The 23406-nt window shown below is 56.1% G+C and carries 18 protein-coding genes, 1 tRNA gene and 1 riboswitch; of the genes, 3 read left to right on the forward strand and 16 right to left on the reverse strand.

Features of this window, described 5'->3' with window-relative positions; translation table 11 throughout:
- Positions 1 to 4 precede the first annotated feature (4 nt).
- The 3 genes from RWS31_RS03695 to RWS31_RS03705 form a co-directional block, all read right to left on the reverse strand.
- Complete coding sequence (locus RWS31_RS03695) at positions 5 to 5083, reverse strand: autotransporter outer membrane beta-barrel domain-containing protein (protein ID WP_314596181.1); 5079 nt, start codon at positions 5081 to 5083, stop codon at positions 5 to 7.
- Positions 5084 to 5095: 12 nt separating this feature from the next.
- Complete coding sequence (locus RWS31_RS03700; RefSeq protein ID WP_314596183.1) at positions 5096 to 7579, reverse strand: TonB-dependent receptor plug domain-containing protein; 2484 nt, start codon at positions 7577 to 7579, stop codon at positions 5096 to 5098.
- A gap of 276 nt (positions 7580 to 7855) precedes the next feature.
- Positions 7856 to 8030: riboswitch (cobalamin riboswitch) on the reverse strand.
- A gap of 98 nt (positions 8031 to 8128) precedes the next feature.
- On the reverse strand, positions 8129 to 10108 hold the full coding sequence (locus RWS31_RS03705) for a cation-translocating P-type ATPase (RefSeq protein ID WP_314596185.1): 1980 nt from the start codon (positions 10106 to 10108) through the stop codon (positions 8129 to 8131).
- Between the two features lie 181 nt (positions 10109 to 10289).
- On the opposite strand from RWS31_RS03705, the gene RWS31_RS03710 reads away from it, so the two are divergent.
- Positions 10290 to 10850 carry a TetR/AcrR family transcriptional regulator gene (locus RWS31_RS03710; RefSeq protein WP_314596187.1) on the forward strand — a complete coding sequence of 187 codons (561 nt, stop codon included), beginning with the start codon at positions 10290 to 10292 and terminating at the stop codon, positions 10848 to 10850.
- A 72-nt stretch (positions 10851 to 10922) separates the two neighbouring features.
- A tRNA-Ser gene (locus RWS31_RS03715) sits at positions 10923 to 11011 on the forward strand.
- A gap of 77 nt (positions 11012 to 11088) precedes the next feature.
- Here the strand turns inward: RWS31_RS03715 and RWS31_RS03720 are convergent.
- From RWS31_RS03720 to hpf, 13 genes are all read right to left on the reverse strand, one after another.
- Entirely contained in the window at positions 11089 to 11514 is a 426-nt protein-coding gene (locus RWS31_RS03720; protein ID WP_314596189.1) for a F0F1 ATP synthase subunit epsilon, read from the reverse strand.
- Between the two features lie 3 nt (positions 11515 to 11517).
- On the reverse strand, positions 11518 to 12930 hold the full coding sequence (gene atpD / locus RWS31_RS03725; protein ID WP_009647171.1) for a F0F1 ATP synthase subunit beta: 1413 nt from the start codon (positions 12928 to 12930) through the stop codon (positions 11518 to 11520).
- A 12-nt stretch (positions 12931 to 12942) separates the two neighbouring features.
- Positions 12943 to 13794, reverse strand: coding sequence for an ATP synthase F1 subunit gamma (atpG, locus tag RWS31_RS03730; protein WP_314596192.1), 852 nt, complete (start codon positions 13792 to 13794; stop codon positions 12943 to 12945).
- Between the two features lie 17 nt (positions 13795 to 13811).
- A complete protein-coding gene (gene atpA / locus RWS31_RS03735) occupies positions 13812 to 15332 on the reverse strand; it encodes a F0F1 ATP synthase subunit alpha (protein WP_314596194.1) in 1521 nt (506 codons plus the stop codon).
- 22 nt (positions 15333 to 15354) lie between these two features.
- Positions 15355 to 15897 carry an ATP synthase F1 subunit delta gene (atpH, locus tag RWS31_RS03740; protein WP_314596195.1) on the reverse strand — a complete coding sequence of 181 codons (543 nt, stop codon included), beginning with the start codon at positions 15895 to 15897 and terminating at the stop codon, positions 15355 to 15357.
- Entirely contained in the window at positions 15891 to 16394 is a 504-nt protein-coding gene (gene atpF / locus RWS31_RS03745) for a F0F1 ATP synthase subunit B (protein WP_314596197.1), read from the reverse strand. The genes atpH and atpF overlap by 7 nt, the downstream gene beginning before the upstream one ends.
- Positions 16395 to 16552: 158 nt before the next feature.
- On the reverse strand, positions 16553 to 16807 hold the full coding sequence (gene atpE / locus RWS31_RS03750; protein WP_009647169.1) for a F0F1 ATP synthase subunit C: 255 nt from the start codon (positions 16805 to 16807) through the stop codon (positions 16553 to 16555).
- Positions 16808 to 16865: 58 nt separating this feature from the next.
- Positions 16866 to 17624: a F0F1 ATP synthase subunit A gene (gene atpB / locus RWS31_RS03755; protein WP_009647180.1), complete on the reverse strand. Its 759-nt coding sequence runs from the start codon at positions 17622 to 17624 to the stop codon at positions 16866 to 16868.
- A gap of 68 nt (positions 17625 to 17692) precedes the next feature.
- Complete coding sequence (locus RWS31_RS03760) at positions 17693 to 18085, reverse strand: ATP synthase subunit I (protein WP_314596200.1); 393 nt, start codon at positions 18083 to 18085, stop codon at positions 17693 to 17695.
- Positions 18086 to 18609: 524 nt separating this feature from the next.
- Entirely contained in the window at positions 18610 to 18846 is a 237-nt protein-coding gene (locus RWS31_RS03765; RefSeq protein ID WP_314596202.1) for an AtpZ/AtpI family protein, read from the reverse strand.
- The gene (gene wecB, locus RWS31_RS03770) at positions 18846 to 20003 is read right to left on the reverse strand and encodes a non-hydrolyzing UDP-N-acetylglucosamine 2-epimerase (RefSeq protein ID WP_314596204.1); all 1158 of its coding nucleotides are present in this window, start codon (positions 20001 to 20003) and stop codon (positions 18846 to 18848) included. Before wecB ends, RWS31_RS03765 begins: the two co-directional genes overlap by 1 nt.
- A 67-nt stretch (positions 20004 to 20070) precedes the next feature.
- Entirely contained in the window at positions 20071 to 21120 is a 1050-nt protein-coding gene (locus tag RWS31_RS03775) for an MraY family glycosyltransferase (protein WP_314596206.1), read from the reverse strand.
- A gap of 474 nt (positions 21121 to 21594) precedes the next feature.
- A complete protein-coding gene (hpf, locus tag RWS31_RS03780; protein WP_006190997.1) occupies positions 21595 to 22140 on the reverse strand; it encodes a ribosome hibernation-promoting factor, HPF/YfiA family in 546 nt (181 codons plus the stop codon).
- A gap of 129 nt (positions 22141 to 22269) precedes the next feature.
- Between hpf and RWS31_RS03785 the strand changes: the two genes are divergently transcribed.
- A complete protein-coding gene (locus RWS31_RS03785; RefSeq protein WP_314596296.1) occupies positions 22270 to 23313 on the forward strand; it encodes a nuclease in 1044 nt (347 codons plus the stop codon).
- Positions 23314 to 23406 lie beyond the last annotated feature (93 nt).

The raw sequence follows: 23406 nt of genomic DNA on the forward strand, positions 1-23406 counted from the left end.
CTCTTTAGAAACTCCAGCGAAGTCCTGCGTCAATGCGCCAATCGGTCTTGATGTCGCCGCCGAAGGTCTTCTCAAAATCGCCGTAGAGACTCGTCCTGTCATTGAGCTTCATCGTGCCGCCGAACTGGATGCCGACCCATGTGTCCCTGCCTCTCTGTGTCGTGCTCTTCGGCGTGAAGCCGTCGGAGTAGTCCGTCGAAAGGTCGCCCGCAAATTCGTGGTAGAGTGACGCCTTCAAAAACCATGTGCCGCGCTCCGTCTCCTGGCCGAAGCCGATACCGAGGCGGCTGACGAAGCTGTTCATCGCCCCTTGGCGCACATGCATCTTCCTGCCAACATAGTCCGTGTCGCCCGTGTAGTCAACGCCGTTCAGATGGCTGTAGATCAGCTCGATCTGCGGCTCGATGAAGCTGCCGCCCTTCAGGCTGATGCGCCTGCCGTATTCTGCCGAGAGCGAGCCGCCCCATGTGTGGAAGTCGCCCTTGACGTAGTGACCGAAGTCGTTGTAGACAGTGTACTCGTTTGTGAGCCTGCCGATCTTCGCAATGAGGTCGACGTACTCGCCGTTCTTCCCTGTCCATGTACCGTAGACGCCGAAGTTGCCTTCCTTGTTTTTGCCATTGCCGCTCGCATAGGAGGAGCTTCCCTTCATGTAGCTTCCGGCGATGCCGACGCGCCAGTCGTCTCCGACCTTCTTATCGTAGCCGACCTGGATCGTCGTGTAGTTCATCTGGAAGTCTGTCTTGTCCTTGTTGCTCGACGACTTGCCACGGTAGACGCGCGCCCAGACGCCTTCATCTTCCGGCGAGAGCCTGAGGTCGCCCATGCGTTTCATGAGATCGTTCGCCTCAGCGCGCCACGCCATCGTCGATGCCGTCATCGCCGACTTGACACCGCTCATGAGCTTCGTCTCATAATCGCCATATTCCGTCTTTGCGATATCAATAACGCCATCTGCCGTACCGTTCGTGTTCAGAAGCATGGCATAACGCTTCGTGGATTTCGTGATACCGTCTCCGATTGTCACGCCAAGTCCCAGGCCATTGACATTCTGTTTCACGATGTTCGCTGCATCTCCGCGATATTCGAAACGCTGCGCCAAAGACTTTGCAACTTTCTCGTCAGCTTCATCGCTGCCGCTGAAAGCATCTGTCACGAAGGCAATGGCATTGCCTGTACCCAGCACATTCTGCACGGTGAATTTCCCATCATGCGTAAGCATCAACGTCCCGTCCGCCGTCGCGCTTCCCTTGTAAAAGACTTTCGCCTTGCCTTGGAAATTCACGATATTCAAGTCGCCATTCGCTTGACGAACAATCGTGCCGCCCCGTGCATTCAAGCTTGTGAGGTCAGACGCTCCTGTGACATTCCACTTCGCCGTAGGGCCAAGCGTGACGTTACGCGTTGATGAGCTGTCTGACGAGACGGCTGTCATCCCAGCTGCGCGCAGGAGTGCTGCTGCCTGTGTCAGCTCTTTGACGCTGCCCGTAAAGACGGCGTTCTTTCCCGCAAGGTCGATATCGACCGTGCCGCGTGCACGGATATTGCCCCGAAGCGTGGAATTGTCACCTCTGAGCTTCAGATTCAGAGTACCGTCCGACTGCGTGATATCACCATCGAGCATGCTCGTCTTGCCCATGTCGCTCAACGTGACGGCGCCGCCTCTGTTCTCAATAGAGCCTTTGATGTCAAAGCCTGAAGAGATATTAACAATAGCACCTGCTGCTGCGCGAATCACGCGGCGGCTCGTGACATCTCCCATATCGATGGAAATGCGGCTGCCACTTATGGTCACACGGCTGTTTTCGCCCGCATTGACGCCGTACCTTGAAGCATGGATGTTCAAAGTCGCATCACTTCCCATCGTTACGGTGACTGGGGAAGACGTTGAAGACGTAATGCCTGTCGGTGTCTTGATCGTCGCCGTCCGCTGAAAAACGTATGTGCCGTCAGCCTTCTTCACGCCGCCTTGGATATACTCGGTATCCGAAGCGCCGCCAGTGATTCCCGTCATGAATTCTGTCCTTTGTTCGGGCTGCGGCTTCGGATCAGGCTGCGGCTTCGGATCAGGCTGCGGCTTCGGGTCGGGCTGCGGCTTCGGATCAGGCTGCGGCTTCGGATCAGGCTGCGGCTTCGGGTCGGGCTGCGGCTTCGGATCAGGCTGCGGCTTCGGGTCGGGCTGCGGCTTCGGATCGGGCTGCGGCTTCGGATTGGGATCGACTGCGGGCGCGTAAGCATAGCCCCCCTGTCCATTTGCTGCGTTGAACGTAATGTTTTCCACACGTCTGCTTACCGCCGACGTCGTAAGGCCCTCGGCGATTTCCGTCTTGCCTGTCAGATTACGTTCATTCGTCGTATATGCCATATAATAGAGCTTGTTCGCCAGTGCATTCAGCGTCGCACTCACAAGATTCTTGTCCACTGCCTTCTTCGATTCGGTATTCAATCCTGTCGCATCCGTCGTCAACGTGATGGAGCTATTCGCAGCAGCACGTGCAATGACGAGATCACCGCCATGTATCGTCGTCGGTGTCGTTGCCTCATGAGCGAAAAGCACACGTGTGTGACCGCTGTAGTTTTCAATATTGAGTGGATTCGCATCCTTTTGGAAGATGACGCCGCGTGCTGCCTCCGTTGCACCTCCGCGGAAGTTTGTGACGCGGCTCTTGCCAATATAGGATGCTCCCGCTCCCGTGCCGGTCGCTGTTCCTGCACCAACATCCTCAATATCCTGATAGTAGCGCGTATTGCGGCCCTCATTCTGCCACAGAGCACCGTTCTGCAGATAGAGACTCGCCGTGCCGCCATTGTCAACGAGTCCGTGTAGTCTGGAATTCGCCGTCGTGAGGGCGACATTCAGCTTACCTGTGGGCAGCGCGAAGAGGTCGCCGTCGAGGCGGACATCCCGCGTGCCAGGTGTAGCGCCGTCTGCGCCCGTATTCATATTGATCGTGCCCTGATAAGCTCCGAGCGCATAGTAGCTGTATTTCATGCCAGCGGGAACCTGGATCGAGCCGCCGCTAATCTGAACACTACTGTCCTTCGCATTCGTCGTTACGCCGTTGCCGTAGACGGTCATATCCACATTACCGTCTACAGTCACTTTGCTCTTCTCGACTTGCGTGAGGATGCCGGCGTTGTTGAAGCGCGAGAATACGTTCTCACGGTTGATGGGAATACCCCATTGGTCGGTTGATCCTCCCGCGATCTTCAAATCCTTGGCAATCCTAATGGAAGACTCTTTTTTCGCCTCGTAAGATTTTTCGCCGAGACGGTCGCTCTTCTGCACAGCGACACCGTTGCCGCCGAGACCGCCCGTCATTGAGATGTTGACGGGCGCATTGAGCATGATCTGTGCAGCCTTGTTCTTCGCTGCATCAAGCTGGATGGCATTCGTCAGCGTATTGCCGCCCGCAAATCCCTTGGTGACGATATTGACTTCACCGGCGTTCACCGTGACATTTTTCCCCTTGCCCGCATAGATTCCCGTCGGATTGCCGACAGTGTTCTCGACTTGGAGATGCAGCGTGCCAGGCGTGGTGACCGTAACATCTTTCGTATCAGCATAGATACCTGCAAGTACATTCGTCTTGTAATCGCCGAGCTTCTCCTTGCCGAGGCTGATGACGGCATCGCTGCCGAAGTTCCGCGTCTGCGTGACGGAGTCCGTAAGTGCCGCGCCGCTCTTCCATACAGCCTTATCGTTTGCTGCCGCAGGTGCCACGAGCACGACGGATGCCGTATCGCCATAGACATGATCTGGCTCAAGCATCGTGATCTTGTTGAAGCGCGAGAATGCCTTGTTGTCGGAGAAATCTTTCGCCTGCCATTTGTATCTCTCTGTGTCGTCGCCATCCTCATAGGCGCGCAGCGTATCGCCGAGCTCAAGCCAGAGGCGCTTCGTATAGTACTCGGCATTGAGCTTGCCGAACCAGCCTTCCTCATTCTCAACGGCGACAATATCGGTCCACGGCTTCGGATCATCGGAGAGCAGATTCGATACGGTCGTCTGATAGACATGCGCACTGATTTTGCTGCCGGACGGACTGAGGTTGTACGTCATGACATAGGCCGTACCGTTGGGCAGGATCTTGAGATCGCGCATATCCTGACCTGTTGCCGTCACATCGGTCGGCAGTTTGACGCTGCGCTTTTCCGTGCCGACCAATTTGCCGCTGTCGTCGATCTTTGCGACGCTGAGGGCAGTATAATGTGTGTTTCCCGTCCCGTTGTAGTGCTGATAGCCGCCGATGCACGAAACGAGGAGATGATCGTTGAAGCGGTTGAGCCTGCCCTGGTCGATATTGCGGCTGATGCGCGTATAGCTGCCAAATTTCAGGGTACCGTCATCCTGAATATCGTACTGCATGAGGAAGCCGTCGTCGTAGGGGTCATAGCCGCCGAGCGGGTTGACGGATGCCGCCACATAGAGTTTTTTCCCCACGGTGAGCAGCGCCTCGCCGTGCACCGCCGCCTTTGCGGGATCGCCCGTATAGGTCATGCCCTTTACGCCGTTCTTGTCCTCGTCAAGGTTCTGGAAGGTTTCCGTGAAGTTATAGCCGCAGTATTTCTTGATGTCCTCCTTGAGGTCGACGGTTGCCGGACGATTCTCAAAGAGTTTGTTGCCGACACGTCGCACGACGCCGATCTTGCCGAGATCGTAGCCCGTCACATAGATATGGGTGTCCGTACCTGCCGCTGCGTGCGCATTCGGGACGGCGAGGACTTTGCCTCTCGCCACAGCTGCTGCAGCACCCTCGGAGTTTGGATCGATGAGGAGATTCCCTTCAAGCTCCGTCGTACTGTACGTGTACTGGCGCAAAAACACCATGCTCTTGCCGGCCAGATGCAGACCAAAGGAGGCAGGATCACGGTTCAGATTCTTCAGCACGCCGGGATGTCCTTCGGCATCGATATGCGTCGTCACGCGCGAGCCTGTCACAGCCCCCATCTCGCTGTTGCCGTAGTCGGATGGGATGGTAGAGACGAGGTTTGCTGCAGACGCAGTTGAGCCGTAGAGAAGTCCACCCAGGACGAGCGCCGTCAGTCGCACATGCTGCTCTTTGATAAAATGCGGTTTCATAATATTCCCTCCCTAGAATTCATAGCGGAATGTCATATAGTAACTGCGTCCTTGCAGCGGATACTCGATGTTTACGCTGCCCGGGTCACTGCCGAAGCGCTGCAGGCTGTTGACGCGCTGCTTCGGGCCTCGATCGAACACGTCGTTACAGCCGAGCGAAAGTGTCATATCCTTGCGCGGCGACCACTTGAGACCGAGGTTGACGGTAGTCAGCGGCTCCGTCGGACGACCCGCAAGCTCGCGCTCAGTGGCATCGTTCGTTGTCGGAAGCGCATAATGCGTGTAGTACTTCGAGAGATAATGCGCCTCGCCGAAAAAGAGCCATTGGCTTGTCGGACGATACGTCAGGCGCAGATTTCCCTCCCATTCCGGCTGGAAGGTCGGATGCACGTCCATCCAGTCGTAATGAACCGTTGAATCCTTGCGCTGTGCACTCATCTTGAGATAAGTGCCCTCGAGATCAAGGTCGAACTTCTTCCAGTGGAAATTCGTCTGCAGCTCAATGCCGTGCGCCTTGCCGCGCGCATCGTTGAAATAAGAGCTATACGTAAGTCCCGCGCGATAGAGCATGAGCATGCGATCCGTATCGCGCCAGAAGTAGGTGAGCGTCGTCCGATTGTCCGCGCCAAGCGCCTTGCCGTTCCATATTGCGCTGAGGTCAAACTGCTTGCCTTCCTCCGGCTGCGGGAACACCGCGCTCTCGCCGCGGAAATCTCGCGGCGAGGGAAGGATGCCTGCGCCGTCGCCCGCGATCTCGTACATATTGAGCAGGCGGAAATAGGTGCCGCCCGTCATGCGCATGGAGAAGCTGTCATTGAATTTCTTTTTCAGTGCAAGCTGCCATGTCACCTTCGCATCGACCTGATCGTCCTTCGGATGAATCCAATGGTATGTCTTTGCCGGATTGAATCTGCCGAAGCGGCTGTAACCCGTGATCTTCGAGCGATTGTAGCGGATGGCGGGCGTCAGCTGCCATGTACTTTCCCTGTCGAGCGTGATCGTATCCTGAATCTGTATGTTGAAGATGTCCTGGTCAAATTGATCGCGCATCTGCGTCCAAAGGTTACCGATCTGCGCCTGCACATCGTCGATAACCTTATCGAGGCCATCTCCGCGTATATTCATGCGCTCGTGCGAGTAGTTCATCTGGAAGTCGAGCATATTGCGTTTATCCAGTTCGTATGTTCCATCGAGCTGCACATTGTACTTATTCGAGCGATATTCACTCCACTCGCGCATGGGGACGTTATCCCACTTTTTTGTCGTGTCTGTGTAGAGGTGCTCGGCGCGATAATCTTTTTTCTGGTTCAGATAGTCAGCCATCCACCCCCATTCGAAGCGCTTCCCGATGTAACGGCGCTGCACTAAGAGCTCCGAGGCGCGAATCTTCTGACGCCGGCTGTCTTGTTTGTAGAGATCTTCCCGATCGACCTTCAGTCCCGGCGTAATCATGTCGTAGTAACTTTTCATATCAACCCAGAGACTGTCGGGCAGGTGTCTGTTGACCGTTTTGTAGGTTCCCTTGATCATCCAGTCGTTATTCTGCCATTTGACGAGGAGATCGGTATTCTTGTAATCGTTATATTGTCGACGGCGCTCTGCATTCCGTGCCGCCTCTGCGAGGCTCTCGCTGTCGCTGAGCGCCTGCCTGTCGGCATCTATCGTAGCTTGCCATATACCGGAACCGCCATTTGCAGCCTCATATGCCGCTATTTCTGTCGGTGTCATTGCGAGAAGCTGATTCAGCTCGCTTTGATTCGCAAGGTAGTCCTTTCCCACCTGCGTATTCGTAAACCACTGATCCGCCGCATAGCTGTGATACGGGAAATCCCCGTCGCGCGACTCGTGATTCAATCCGAAGAGCAAACTGCCCGAGCCGACAGGCGCCGTAATCTCGACCGACGCCTTCCTTGAGCCGAAGGAGCCGGGGCCGATTTCTGCCGAGCCGTGTGCGCCCGTCGGCTTTTTCGTCACGACGTTGATGACGCCGCCGATGAAGGTGCCGCCGAAGCGTGCGGGGATGTAGCCGCGGTAGACTTCGATGCGCTCGACGTTGCTGACGGGGATCGTCGAGATGTCGACCGCCGCGTCGCCGCCGAGGTTCGTCAGCACGCCGTCGACGAAGACGCCGACCTGCGCTGCCGTCGAGCCGCGCACGGTCACCGTCGTATACTGCCCCTTGCCGTTGACCTCACGTACATGGACACCCGGCACCATCTTGAGAAAATCGGGCAGCGTCTTCTGCTCGCCCTGAAACTCCTCGGGGCGAATGACCGTCACCGTACCCGGCGACAGCGTTTCCTCCCAATCGGGACGCTTCGCCTCGACGGTGATCGGCTCCGTCTCATAGTATTGCGCCTTGGCATCCGCCGCTTGCGCTTCCCCTGCCGCCTGTGGCACATTCGCCGCGCCCGCCGTCGCTGGATAGAACCATGCACCTGCGGTAAGCATTGACAGAACACCTGCGATGAGTCGCCTTTCTTTCCTTGTTGACATAATTCAGCCTCCTTGCCCTTCCCAAAATAGTCCTATCATATTCAGAATAGATAGATAATAATTCCTATATCTTCTTGATATGCCGTCTTATATATTTATCCCTCCCGAATAAAAAGACCGTCTGCACCCACAGCATAGGTTCAGACGGCCAGAATTTTTCATGGAAAAGAAAAACGGTGCGACAAAACGCACCGGAGATAAATCTATCCCGAAACTCATAGACGAAATCCCCTACCCATCGCTCGCAGGTACCGGCTTCGAGGAAAGCTCAAAGCCGACGGTGATGTTGAAACAGGCAGTTCTCCTGGCTTAGATTCATCGCCCTGCCAAACCTTCCCAGAAAGCTTTCCAGTGGTATTTCTTGGCGGACTCCTCTTACAGTGGCGGGACCGCTCCGGCTTCTACCGGATTCCCTATTAAGTCTTGCGACACCTATTCCCTGTCATATTCATTTTTTATGACTTCATTAGTCCTAGTTTAATACAGTCTTTCGTGTTTGTCAACGATTCTTTTTGTGTATAGTTCATTCGACATCCCATGTGCAAAACTCTAGTCAAATTTCCTATCGTAGAGCAGCGCCGCAATCAGGACGACGAAGCACGAGCCGGCATTGTGCACGAGTGCACCCGTCGTAGGATTGAGCTTCTGCATGAGCGACAGGACGATGGCGGCGAAATTGATGCACATTGAGAGCGTTATGCTGAGCTTGATCGTCGTCGCCGTGGCATTGGCGAGGCGCTTGAGGTAGGGCACCTCGCCAACATCGTCACGCATCAGCGCTATGTCAGCGGCTTCGACGGCGATATCGCTTCCCATCGCGCCCATCGCCGCACTGACGTCAGCACACTTCAAGGCGGGTGCGTCGTTCACGCCGTCGCCGATCATCAGAACCTTGCGCCCCTTTTCCTGCAGTTTCCTGACGTGTGCGACCTTATCTTCGGGCAGAAGCCCCGCATGAACCTCGTCGATTCCGACTTGGCTCGCAAAGTAGGCGGCGGCTTCCTTGTTGTCGCCCGTCAGGAGTACGGTGCGCACATCCATAGCGTGCAGGCGCTCGACCATCGCCTTCGCCTCGGGACGCAGCGTATCGGAGAGGGCGAGCGCACCGATGCACCTCTCCCCTTCCGCCGCGAGCACGAGCGCCTTGCCTTCGGCGCGCAGGCGCTCCAAAGCTTCACGCATCGACGCTTCCGGCATGATGCCGTTTTCCGCGAGGTATCTCTCGCTGCCGCATAAGAGTTTTCTCCCTGCGACCTTTGCCGAGACGCCCCTGCCTGCCGTCATGCGAAAATCCTCCGAAGACGCAAGCGCGACGTCCTGTGCCTTCGCATGGGTGACGATCGCCTTGCCCAGCGGATGCTCGCTCCTCGCCTCAGCGGAGGCGACGATTTGGAGCAATTCCTCTTCTTTGATAGCTTCATCAAAGGGCAGGACATCGCTGACGGAAAGTTTGCCACAGGTCAATGTGCCCGTCTTGTCGAAGGCGATCGTATCGACCTTGCCCATCTTTTCCAAGGTCTCGCCCGATTTGATGATGACGCCGCGCTTCGTCGCCTGTCCGATCGCCGCCATGATCGCCGTGGGCGTCGCCAAGACGAGAGCGCACGGGCAAAAGACGACCATCAGCGTAACGGCGATGATGATGTTCGCCGTCGCAGCATAGGCGCCGACGGCGAGCACAAGCACGATGGGAACGAGCCAGCTCGCCCAACGGTCGGCGATGCGCTGCATCGGTGCCTGCTTCTCCTCGGCCTCCTGCACCATGCGGATGAGTCTTTGCAGGGAGCTCGACTCGCCGACCTCCTTCACTTCGACATCGACTGAGCCGAAGCAGTTGAGCGTGCCGCAGAAGACCTCTTCACCTGCACCCTTGTCGACGGGCAGGGATTCGCCCGTCATGACGGACTGATCGATGGAAGTCTCGCCTATGAGAATCGTACCGTCCACGGGAATCCGTTCGCCGGGCAGGATGCGCAGCACATCGCCGCGCACGATCTCTTCGAGCGCGATCATTTCCTCCCTGCCGTTTCGGATTCTCCGGCCCTGCGTCGGCGAAAGCGCGAGGAGATTCTTCAGCCCCTTCTTCGCACGCTCCGTAATCGCCTCTTCGAGAAGTGCACCGAGCGCCATGATGAAGGCGACCTCGCCCGCCGCGAAAAGATCGCCGATGGCGATCGCTGCAAGCATCGCCATCGAGATCAGAAGCGCCGACGAGATCTTGCTGATGCCGCGATTGTAAATGATGCGCCAAACGGACAGATAGAGCAGCGGAATGCCGCAGATGACGACCGTAACCCATGCGGGGTCGAACGGCAAAATCTGCATGGGCGCCGCTTCCGCGCCGAACTCTTCCATCACATGCGGCACGAGATCGAGCAGCAGAAACACCGCTGCCACGAGCGTCATGGAAAGGCTCGCGAGAAAATCGTTGAGCTTCTTGAGAAACGCCGCCGCACTTTGCAGTCTGTCGCAGTCATAGCCGCTTGACTGCAAAGGTTTCTTTCCCTGTACCGCATTCGCTTCTGCCATAAAGATCCCCCATTTCCTTATTCCTTGACAAGGTGACATCCTTTTTCGTACAATAAATGCAATAGAGAACATAATGTTCTTTATTATTCTAAGCAAACGTCCGCAAGAAAACAACGGATGATTGAAGCACCGCGTTTCTTACGGAACATCTCAATAAATTTGTACGGCGAAGGGGAATTCCATGGACAGACGGCAGAAAAAGACGAAGGCGGCGATCTTTGCCGCTTTCAGCGAGCTTGCGGCAAAAAAGAGCTACAACAAGATCACGGTGCAGGAGATCATCGACAGCGCCGACATCGGACGCACGACCTTCTACGCGCACTTCGAAACGAAGGACGATCTCCTCAAGGCTCTGTGCGAGGAGCTTTTCGGCCACATCGTCGGCAGCGCAATGGACCGCACGCACACGCACGGACTGTACTCGGATGGCCAAGCGCCCCACTCCGTCTTCCTGCACCTCCTGCAGCATCTCGAAGAAAACGACAGCAATATCCTCGGACTGCTGTCATCTGCGAGCAGCGACATCATCCTGCGCTATTTCAAGGACAGCTTGAAGGAGCTCGTGCGCCTGCACATCGTCGCGCACGGAAGGAAAAATCCCGCCGTGCCGCAGGATTTCCTCGTCAACCACATCACGGGCAGCTTCGTCGAAATGGTACTGTGGTGGATCAAGGGCGGCCGGAAGATGACGCCCGAAGATCTCGACCGCTGCTTTCGCGCCGTGATTGAGCCGATTCTCTAACATAGCTATAACGACCTCTACAAAGGCATTGACAGTCCACGCCCCTTTTGCTAAAATGGTACAGCAAGTCACGGAGAGGTGTCCGAGCGGTTTATGGAGCCGGTCTTGAAAACCGGTGATGCAGCAATGCACCGTGGGTTCGAATCCCACCCTCTCCGCCATGATGAAATAAACGACGCATAGATAAAAAGACGGTGCATGAATCTTCGGATTCATGCACCGTCTTTTTTGAGGTTGCTTACTTGTCGTAGGATGTCTTCGTCGCATCGAGCCGCGCGATGGCGCGGCTCAGAGCTGCTTCGGCACGCTGGAGGTCGATCTCCTTCGACGCCGAGGCACTGCGGAACGCTTCGATGCGCTCCTTCGCTCTCTGATAAGCACGCTGGGCGCGATTGATGTCGATGTCGATCGGCTCTTCGGCGGCCGAGGCGAGCACCGTGATCTTTTCGGGCTGCACTTCCATGAAGCCGCCAGAGACGGCGATGAGTTCTTCGCGGTCGGGGAACTTCACATGCATGGCATGGGGCAGCAGTCCCGTGACAAGCGGCGCGTGATGCGGCAGGATGCCGAGCTCACCGCCCGTCGAGCGCACGATGAGCATGGCGATGTCGTCGCTGTAGACAACCCGGTCGGGGGAGACAATTTCGAGCTTGATGGAAGCCACGAATCATCCCTCCTTTTTGATCTTGTCCGCTTTTTCGATGACCTCGTCGATGTTGCCGACCATGTAGAACGCGTTCTCGGGCAGATCGTCGTACTTGCCTTCGAGAATTTCCTTGAAGCCGCGGATCGTTTCCTTCAGCGGCACATACTTGCCGGGCGAGCCCGTGAAGACTTCGGCGACGGCAAAGGGCTGCGACAGGAAGCGCTGGATCTTACGCGCACGCGCAACGGTGAGCTTGTCCTCGTCGGAAAGCTCCTCCATGCCGAGGATCGCGATGATGTCCTGCAGCTCCTTGTACTTCTGAAGCACCGCCTGCACGCCGCGCGCGACTTCGTAGTGATCCTCGCCGATGACGTTCGGGTCGAGGATGCGCGAGGTGGAATCCAAAGGATCGACGGCGGGATAGATGCCGAGCTCGGCGATCTGGCGCGAAAGAACGGTCGTCGCATCGAGATGCGTGAACGTCGCTGCAGGCGCCGGGTCCGTCAAGTCGTCGGCAGGCACATATACCGCCTGCACGGACGTGATCGAGCCTTTCTTCGTCGAAGTGATGCGCTCCTGCAGAGCGCCGACGTCCGTCGTCAATGTCGGCTGGTAGCCGACGGCGGAAGGCATGCGGCCGAGAAGAGCCGAAACCTCGGAACCCGCCTGAATGAAGCGGAAGATGTTGTCGATGAAGAGCAGAACGTCCTGCCCCTGCACATCGCGGAAGTATTCCGCCATCGTCAGACCCGTCAGGGCGACGCGCATACGTGCTCCCGGCGGCTCGTTCATCTGACCGTAGACGAGCGCCGTCTTGTCGATAACGCCAGACTCCGTCATTTCTGACCAGAGGTCGTTGCCTTCACGCGTACGCTCGCCGACGCCGGCGAATACGGAGTAGCCGCCGTGCTCGGTCGCGATGTTATGGATAAGCTCCATGATGAGAACCGTCTTGCCGACGCCCGCACCGCCGAAGAGGCCAATCTTGCCGCCGCGCGAGTACGGGGCGATGAGGTCGACGACTTTGATGCCCGTCTCAAGGATCTGCGTCGACGTCTCCTGCTCATCGAACTTCGGAGCCGGACGATGGATCGGCCACGACTCCTTGTTGCCGACGGGAGCGGGATTGTGGTCGACCGTGCGGCCGAGCACGTTGAAAACGCGCCCGAGGCACGCATCGCCGACGGGCACCTTGATCGGCGCGCCCGTGTCTTCGGCTTCCATGCCACGCATGAGGCCGTCCGTCGAGCTCATGGCGATGCAGCGCGTGACGCTGTCGCCGAGATGCTGCATGACTTCGACGACGAGGTCGATGTCGAGGTCTTCCACCTTACCCTGGATCGTAATGGCATTGAGGATGGCCGGCAGCTCTCCCGCTGGAAATTCGATATCTACGACAGGTCCGATGACCTGTACCACTTTACCTTTAGCCAATGCTAAACCTCCTTACTTCAAGGCTTCCGCACCGCCCACGATCTCGGTGATCTCGCGGGTTATGCCAGCCTGACGCACTTTGTTGTAGTGCAGGTCGAGCTTACGGATGAGCTCTTCGGCGTTGTCCGTCGCGTTGCTCATCGCGTTCATGCGGGAGCTGAGTTCGCTCGCGGCGGACTGCAAGAGCGCCGCGTACACCGTTGTTACGAGGTACTGCGGCAGCAGGAAGCCCAGGACTTCCTCGGCCGACGGCTCGTAGATGTACTCCGCATGAGGGCCTTCCTTCGCCTCGCCGAGCCCTGCAAAGGGCAGGAGCTGCATCGTTTCCGGCACGCAGCTGATCGACGAGATGAAGCGCGTGTAGACCATGTGGATCTCCTTGATGCCGCCTTCGGTGAAGCGATTCGTAAGATCTTGGGCGATCGTGCGCGCTTCTTCGTAAGTCGGACGCTCGCTGATGCCGATGTAGGATTCCGCGACATCGAAGCCTCTGTGCTTGAAATGATCGCGCGCCTTGCGGCCCACGGTCACAAGCGTCGTCTTCGACTTGTCCTCTATGAGACTTGCGACGAGCTTGAATACGTTGCTCGAATAAGCACCCGCAAGCCCTTTGTCAGCGGCGCAGACGAGATAGAGCGTCTTGCCGTCCGGATGCGTCTCCAACAGCGGATGGCTGAAATCGCCGGCATTCGCCGCGATGTCCTTGACCACCTCAGCCATCTTTTCCGCGTAGGGGCGGTTGTTCGTCGCCGCATCCTTGGCTCGGCGCAGCCTTGAGGTCGCGATCATATTCATAGCGTTCGTGATCTGCTGGATGCTTTTTACGCTCTTGATCCTTCGGCGTATATCCTGCAAGCTAGCCAAAATGAATCACCTCGCTATTATTCTTTGACCCTGTAAGAAATCGTCTCCTTGAACCCCTCGATGCACTTCTTGATCTCGGCTTCCAAAGCATCGTCAAGCTTCTTCTGCTCAGCGATTTTCTTACCGATATCGGCATGGCTTGCGTGCATGAACTTGATGAAGTCCTCTTGGAACTTGACGACTTTCTCGACGGGGATGTCCGCGAGGAAGCCGCGCACGGCTGTGAAGAGCACGAGCACCTGATCCTCGACGGCGAGCGGCGTGTACTGCGGCTGCTTCAAGGTCTCAACCATGCGTGCGCCGCGATCGAGCTGCTCCTTCGTCGCCTTGTCGAGGTCAGAGCCGAACTGCGCGAAGGCAGCGAGCTCACGGTACTGTGCGAGGTCGAGGCGCAACGTGCCCGCGACCTGCTTCATCGCCTTGATCTGCGCCGAACCGCCGACGCGTGAGACGGAGAGACCGACGTTGATCGCTGGGCGGATGCCCGAGTAGAACGCGTCGGTTTCGAGCATGATCTGACCGTCGGTGATGGAGATGACGTTCGTCGGGATGTACGCCGAAAGGTCGCCCGCCAGCGTCTCGATGACAGGCAGAGCCGTGATGGAGCCTGCGCCAAGCTCATCGGAGAGCTTCGCCGCGCGCTCCAAGAGGCGCGAGTGCAGGTAGAAGACATCGCCCGGATAGGCTTCACGCCCCGGCGGACGGCGCAGGAGAAGCGACATCGCGCGGTAAGCGGCGGCATGCTTCGTCAAATCGTCGTAAACGCAGAGTGCATGACCGCCCTTGTACATGAAGTACTCCGCCATAGCGACGCCCGCGTACGGCGCAAGGTATTGCAAGGGAGCGCTATCCGCCGCCGTCGCAGCGACGACGATAGAATATTCCATCGCGCCAGCGTCTTCGAGCGTCTTGACGACGCGTGCTACCGTCGACGCCTTCTGGCCGATGGCAACATAGACGCAGATGCAGTTCTGCCCCTTCTGGTTCAAAATCGTATCGACGGCGATCGCCGTCTTGCCCGTGCCGCGGTCGCCGATGATGAGCTCGCGCTGGCCGCGGCCGATCGGCACGAGGCCGTCGATCGCCTTGAGGCCTGTCTGCAGCGGCTCATGGACGGACTTTCTGTCCGCGATGCCCGGCGCGGGGAACTCGACAGCGCGATGCTCTGCCGCCTGAATGGGACCCTTGCCGTCGATCGGACGCCCGAGAGCGTCGACGACGCGGCCGACCATGTTTTCTCCGACAGGCACCTGCATGATCTTCTTCGTGCACTTGACCGTCGCACCTTCCTTGATTTCCGTGTCGCCGCCCAAGATAACGGCGCCGACGTCGTCCTGATCGAGGTTCAGGGCAAGACCGTATATATCATTGCCGAAATCGAGCAGCTCGCCTGCCATGGCTTTCGTGAGGCCGTGGATATGGGCGATGCCGTCACCGATCTCGATAACAGTGCCGACATCATCAACGTTCAGATCGACGTTGTAGTTCTTGATCTGGTCTTTGATGATGGCTGTTATTTCTTCCGGATTCATTTTCATCTTATGCTGTCACCCCAATTTCTCACTTGTTCGCCAGTATCTCGGCGCGCAGTGCTGCAAGTCTGCCCTGTACGCTGCCGTCGATGCGCTTGTCGCCGATCTGAGCGATCGCACCGCCGATGATGGCGGCGTCGATGTGCTTCCTGAGCTTCACGCTGCGCCCCGTCGCCTTTTCGAGCTTTTCGGCAAGAAGCTTTTCCAGCTCTCCCGTCAACGGTTGCGCCGTCGTGATGTCCGCGACGACGATGCCCTGCGCCTCGTTGGAAAAATCTTGATACTGGGCATCTATGACCTCCAGAAGGTCCATGCGATGCTTGTCGATCAAGAGCATGATGAAGTTCTCAATATCCGAGGAGAGTTCGCCCGAGAAAATCTTCTTGAACAGCGATTTCTTCGCTTCAGGCGGCACCTGCGGATTCGTTGCGAAGCCTCGGAGCATCGGCTCATCGAATACGGTGCGCGTCACGCCCGTGAGTTCTTCGCCGTACTCCTTGAGTTTCTTCTCATCCGCGGCAATCTCGAAAATGGCGCGCGAATACTTTTTCGCCAGTTGCAGATTCAGCATGAGAGATCACCAAGCTTTTCGTTGCCGAGTCGATCGGCGAACTCGGCGATGAGGCTCTCGTTCGCCTTCTCGTCGAGGTTCTTCGCGATGACCTTGCTCGCCGCCGCCATCGAAAGGGCAACGACCTCGGCGCGAAGCGTCTCCGCTGCCGCGCGGCGCTCGCGCTCGATCTCCTCCGCCGCAGACTTCTTCATCTGCTCAATATCGCGCTTCGTCTTCACGACGTTCTCATCGCGCTCTTCCGCCGCCTGACGCGAAGCGGAGTCGATGATGTTTTGCGCCTTGACGCGGGCGCTCGCGAGCTGATCCTCGTATTCCTTCTTGAGGGCTTCGGCCTTTTCCACGTCCTCGTCCGCTTTGGCAAGGCTCATTTCGATCTTCTTCTGACGCTCCTCGAGCATGTTGACGATCGGCTTATAGGCAAAGGCGCGAAGCAGCACGACAAGAATCAGGAAGTTCAGGATCTGAGCCGCAAGGGTCCAATTTATATCGATCAATTTGCTGTACCCCCTTTTCTTCGAATAAGTAAGCTACGCGCACAAACGTCCACTTCGTGGACAAAAGTGCGCCGCCCTTAATGAAAGTTACCCATTCAGTCTGCGCCCTACGGGCTTGACTTCTTGGACTTTCATAGTAAAGAGATGTTTGCCTCTCCTTACTTCGTCAGAAGCGGGTTCGCATAGAGCATGATCAGGGCAACAACCGTCGCGATGATCGCCATAGCCTCAATCAAACCGACGGAGATCAGCGTATTCGTGAAGAGGGTATTCTTCGCCTCCGGCTGACGCGTGATGCCTTCGATGAAGCGCGCCGTGACAAGGCCGTCGCCGATGCCAGCGCCGATCGCAGCAAGACCCATCGTAATACCTGCGCCAATCAAAGCGGCTGCTACCATAATCGCGTTTTCCATGAAAAATTTCCTCCTTAAAGTACAATACAAAAACAGAAAGGAACTATCCTCATCACTTTCAATGCTCCCCGCCTGCGCGGATAGCTTCCGCCGCATCGAGCAGGGCACCGCCCTCGCTCATGGCGTTGACGCCGTGTCCATGATCTTCTCCCTCACTCGCATGGAAAGAATTTGACAGGTACGCTATCGAAAGCATTGTAAAAATGACGGCCTGCACCATACCAATGAAGATACTGAAAGCAAGCCAGAGGACGGACGGCACAGGCATCCAAATCGGCAAGAGCTTCAGCAGGATGATGATGAGTATCTCGCCTGCAAGGATATTGCCGAATAGACGAAAGGCCAGAGTAATGGGCTTCGCTAATTCCTCAATGATATTAAGGATGACGAAGACGGGTGTTGGCTGGAAGAAGTGCTTGATGTACTTCATGCCTCCCATATAGAGGCCCAGGCCATGCACCAAGGCGACGACAAAGAGTGCTAGCCCCAACGTGGTGTTCAAGTCATTCGTCGGCGACGCCATCTTCGGCACGAGGCCGATCCAGTTGGAAACCAAGAGAAACATGAACAAGGTGATGATCATCGGTGCGAGCCAGCGGCCTTTCGGTCCGAGCGTCGCATCCATCTGCTCATGCAGCCACACGACGACCATCTCCAGCACATTCTGCCAGCCCGAGGGAATGAGCTGTAAATTGCGCGTCGCGAGAATCGCGATGAGAAGGACGACCGCCATGGTGATCCATGTCATGATCAAGGTTTCCTCATTGAAGGTCATGCCGGCGAACTGAATAACTTCGCGAACACCGATTTCATGCATGTTTAACTACCTCCCTTTCGGATAAATCTCGGAGAGCGCCGAAAAGCATCTCCCCAGAAAGCGCGGACTCAGTCCGCCTTTCCCCTATCGGTCGTTTCGAGCGCGAGCAGCATGATGTGGAGCATCGTCACGACGTAGCATAGAGCAAAGCCCGAAACCACCGTAAAGAACACCTCGGTCGAGATCTGCACGGCAGCCCAAAACACGATGAAAATCGTGACGAGCCGCAGAACAAATCCCTGCCGCATCTCGCGCTTGGCGCGTTCGGCGGTCAGCGTCGTGCTCCGCCATGTGCGCCATACGAGATTCCACAGACAGACTGCCGCCGCCAGATAGCCGATAAGCCATGCGCCAATGAGACCCACGCGTCCGCCAGCGGCGAACGAAGCAAGTGCCATGAGTGCAAAGCCAAGAAGCCATGCAGCGAGCCGCTTCATATATACCGATAAGACTTCCCTCACATATTCCTCCTTCGGCGGAAAAGCGCCGTGGTGCGAATATCATTGTAAGGAATCGCTGAATGTCTCAGCATTCCCAAACCGCCGCATCACTTTCTTAAGAAATCACTGATAAACTCAGCTCTTCCTTTAAAGAAACCTTCACAGCTATTTTACTGTTTCGACAAAAGAAGCTATTCCCCTGCCGAAAACAAGCGGAAATCTATATAAAATTAAAAAATGATAAAATAGCTAAAAATAGACAGCAATTATATAAACAATGTCTATCTTTTCATAAACGAATAATCAATATGAATTATAGCAGAGTTCATAAATTCATCTTGTCAATATTCGCGGCAGAGACTCGCCTTGGCTTCTCTCTTTGCAGCGACGAAATGGCAAGTATTTTCCGCTATACGAGAACGCGACATTATACCTATGTATCGCAGAAAAGAGAGCTACACTTAAGCATCTTCTAAGTTTTCTTGAAAAATTTTTCTTATTTCTGTGTTTCTTCATGCACCGCGCGAAAACTGCCCGCGACATCGTCAGCGCATACGGCGCACGCGCCGATAGACGGAAAAGAGGGCGAGCGGAAACCCCACGAGGATTCCCGCAAAGATTCCCTTGTGTCCCAAAGCGAAGGCCTCATCAGCCAGACTTCCCGCGTACATGCAAATGCCGAGAACGGCGCAGAAGAAAATACCGATGCCGCTCAAAAAGAGGTAGGCGTCGAGCGCTTGACGGAGCGCCCCTTTCTCCTTCGGCGATGTTTGCCGTTCCATCAGCAAGCAGAGAAGATGTCGGGCTTTTCATGGGAAAGACCCGCGTGGTAGAGAATCGCCTGGATGATACGGCGCGCGGCCTCACCGTCTCCGTAAGGATTGCAGGCGCCACTCATGCGTTGGTAAGCAGCGTTGTCGGTCAGAAGTTCCTTCGCTTCCCTGTAGACGCGCTCCTTATCCGTGCCAACGAGGCGCACCGTCCCCGCTTCCACGGCTTCGGGCCGCTCCGTCGTATTGCGCAGCACGAGCACAGGCTTGCCGAGCGCCGGCGCCTCCTCCTGCACGCCTCCCGAATCCGTAAGAATAAGGTGCGACCGTGCCATAAGGTTTGCGAACGGCTCGTAGTCCAACGGATCAATGAGGTGGACGCGGTCGAGGCCGCCGAGCTCTTCGCGGGCAACTTCACGCACCTTGGGATTCTTGTGCATAGGGAACACCGCTTCGATGTCGGGAAGTTCCTCTACAAGCTCCTTGAGCGCCTTATAGGCGTGACGCATAGGCTCGCCGAGATTTTCACGCCGATGCGTCGTCACGAGAACGACGCGCCGCCCCCCGCCGCCGAGGCCGTCGAGCAGTGCATCGTCGAAGCGGAAATCCTCGCGCACCGTCTGCTGCAGGGCGTCGATGACCGTATTGCCCGTGACGAAGATGCGGCTTTCACTCACGCCCTCTCGCAGAAGATTCGCCTTTGCCGTCATCGTCGGCGCAAAATGGAGGTCGGCGATCGCTCCCGTGAGCTTGCGATTCATCTCCTCGGGAAACGGCGAATACTTGTCCTGTGTACGAAGCCCCGCCTCCACATGGCCGACTGCCGTCTGATGATAGTAAGAAGCCAATGCTCCTGCAAACGTCGTCGTCGTGTCGCCATGCACGAGTACGATGTCGGGCTTCTCCTTCGTGAGAACGCCATCGAGTCCTAGGAGCGCCTTCGACGTAATGTCGAAGAGCGTCTGTCCCTGCGCCATGATGTCGAGATCGTAGTCGGGCGTGATGGAAAAGAGCGAAAGCACCTGATCGAGCATCTCGCGGTGCTGCGCCGTCACAGCGACGAGCGGCGTTATCTCTGCCTCATGCTTCTTGAGTTCGAGTACGATCGGCGCCATCTTGATCGCCTCGGGGCGCGTGCCGAAAACCGTCATGACCTTGATCTTCTTCATAGGTTTGTTCTCCTTTTCCCTCACTGGAACGAACGCGTGGAAAGTATGGCAGAAACTCCGCCCCGCATCAATGCGTCTGGGCGGAATCGTTCATGCGGAAGATACCGAGCTTCTTCGCGCCGAAGAGCACGGAGACGACGACGCCAGCGAAGATGAGAAGCGCTATGCCGCCCGAAACCTCCGTCAAAGCGACGGCACTCAGACCCAAGAGGGCGCTGATGATATACATCAAGAGCACCGCCTGGCGCTGCGTGAAGCCGAGATCGAGCAGGCGGTGATGCAGGTGTCCCTTGTCCGGCTTGAAGATCGGCACGCCGCCGCGATAGCGGCGCACGATGGCGAATGTCGTATCCATGATAGGAAGCCCGAGCGCGAGGATCGGCACGATGAGAGCGATCGTCGCCGCGCTCTTGACGGCACCGATGACGGAGATGCCCGCGAGCATGAAGCCGAGGAACATGCTGCCCGTGTCCCCCATGAAGATCTTCGCCGGATTGAAGTTGTAGAAAAGGAAGCCGATGGCAGCTCCCGCAAGCGCCGCCGTCAGCACGGCGACGAGCGCATAGCCCTGCTGCAGGGCGACGAGACAGATGGTCACAGACGCGATGGTGGCGACGCCCGCCGCCAAGCCGTCGAGGCCGTCGATGAGGTTCACGGTATTCGTTAGACCGACGATCCAGAAAATCGTCGCGGGTATGGCAAGATACTCAAGGTAAAGATAATCGCCGAACGGATCGGTGATGAAGTCGATGCGCACATCGAAAGCGACAAGCACGCAGGCACAGACGATCTGCCCGAGGAGCTTGACCTTCGCGGGCAGATTCTTGTAGTCGTCGATGAGTCCCAGAAGCACGATGAGAGAGCCGCCCGTCATGAGTCCTGCCAGTTCAGTCAAAACCTCATCCGAGAGTTCCCCGTATGCCATAAATCCGAGCATCGCAGCCATAAAGGCGATGTAGATGCCGACGCCACCGATGCGCGGCACCGGCTTCTTATGAACCTTGCGCGCGTCTGGCGCATCGAGCGCCCCCGTTTTTTCCGCAAAAAAAATGACCGCCGGCGTCACGGCAACCGCGACAACCATGGCGACGAGGAACGCCAAAACGTGATTCGGCATGGAAAACAGCACCCCTTTTATATACCCGTAGGACGCATCCAAAAGCGTCACCGTTTCTTTTCAACAGCCACTCCACTTTTTCATGAACCATTGTATCATGAAAGCCCAAGAAGTCAAGCCCGTAGGGCGCAGACTGATTGGCTGCTTTCATATAAGGCGGGTGGACATATGTACAGTGAGATGTTTTGATGCCGCCATCGCTGGAAACGGACACAAAAAATAAACCGCGCCTCTTTGCGCGACGGCTGAACATATGTCCATCAAGTTTATCATGAAAGCCCAAGAAGTCAAGCCCGCAGGGCGCAGATCGATTGGCTGCTTTCATATAAGGGCGGCGCACAATGTCCACAAAGTGGACGTTTGTGCGTGTAGCTTATCATGAAAGCCCAAGAAGTCAAGCCCGTAGGGCGCAGACTGATTGAAAAGCCCGCCGGCGCGAAGCACCGGCGGGCAGTCAAACACAAAACACAAAACTTAATTTCCCGGCTCGATCAAGGCGTACTTGCCGTCCGTGCGGCGATAAACGACGTTGATCTCCTCCGACTCAGCGTTGCGGAACACGAAGAAGTTGTGATTCAAGAGGTTCATCTGCATGATTGCCTCCTGCACATCCATGGGCTTCACGACGAAGCGCTTCGTCTTTACGAGCGGGAACTCGCCTTCCTCCTCCTGTACGGGAATCGCACCCATCTGCTGCACGGCCTCTTCTTTGAAGCCGCCGCCGCGGAAACGCTTGGCAAGGCGCGTCTTCTGCTTGCGAATCTGACGCTCAAGCTTCTCGACGACGAGGTCGATGGAGGTGTACATATCCATCGTGGCCTCCTCGCCCCGAAGCAGAACACCACCCGGGATGGGCACAGTGACTTCGACAATATGGCGTCCTTTGGAAACCGTGAGGAGCACCGAGATTTCGCCCACCTCGTCGAAATACTTCGTGATTTTGCCGACACGCTTCTCGACATAATCCTTGAGCGACGGGGTGATCTCAATGTTTTTCCCTCGTACCGTGAATGTGGCCATAGTGACATGTCCCCTTTCCTGTATCTTCTGCTGTATATATTCTCCCTCCGCTCGCAAAACCCTTCTTTTGGAAAAGAATGTTTCTGAAAATTTTCACGAGGGTCATCCAATGTGTTTTCACTGGCTGGAATGAATATTCAATGCTATAATAAGCACAAAGAAGGTGATTTCGTGCAGCAAGAGGACCGTTCTTCGACGGCGAGTCATGTGCCGCTTTATCAAAATCCAACCTATGACCAACACGCCAAACGCCTGCTTTCACAAAGAACCATCATGGCTCGGCTGCTCAAGCGAACCGTGCCGGAATTCAAAGATGTCGCCATCGCTGACATAGCTGAAAAGTACATCGAAGGCTCGCCGCAAATCAGCGAGATTCCCGTTGCGCGGGACAAGACGAATGCCGCAAGGAACGCACTGCATACGCCAAAAGAATTTCTTGGCGATGCCACGGAAAGTGTCGGCATCACAGAAGGCTGGATTCGCTTCGACATCCTCTTTCACGCGCGTGCTCCAAAATCAGGCGAACTCATCACCTTGATCATCAACGTCGAGGCACAGAGAACGCAGCGTCGAACAAAACTTGGTTACGCACTTTTGCGCCGTGCCATCTACTATGCAAGCCGTTTACTTTCTTCTCAAAAGGAAACGGAGTTCACAGGATCTTCTTATGACGAAATCAAGAAAGTCTACTCCATCTGGCTCTGCATGGATGCTCCCGATGGCAATAGCGCCATCAATCGCTACGATATCAACGAGCATCACGTTCTAAACAGTCACAAGGAAAATCATACCGATTACGACCTGATGAGCATTGTAACGATTTATCTTGGCGAAGAACGAAAATCACACGAAGATTGGCTCATCCGCTTCCTGCGCCTCTTGTTCAAGAATACAAGAATGACGATGGCAGAGAAAAAGAAACTTCTGAAAGATGAATTTGATCTGGATACGACTACCGATATAGAGGAGGAGTTGAGTACAATGTGCAATTTGAGTACGGGGATTTATGAGCAGGGAATCGAGCAAGGAATCGAGCAGGGAATCGAAACCAATCGCACAGCGACTGTCCTTTCGATGCTCAAAGAAAATTTACCCATTGAAATGATCGCACGCATCACAAATTTATCGGCAGACAAGATACGTGCCTTAAAAATGGAGAACCAACCATCTTGAACGAATATAATTTGCCTTAAGGAAACGTTGATAAAATGAAGTTGCCCAGATTTGCATAGATACGCTGTTCCTGTCTAGGAGACAAACCGCAGG

The organism is uncultured Selenomonas sp., from assembly GCF_963528755.1.
Classification (GTDB): domain Bacteria; phylum Bacillota; class Negativicutes; order Selenomonadales; family Selenomonadaceae; genus Selenomonas.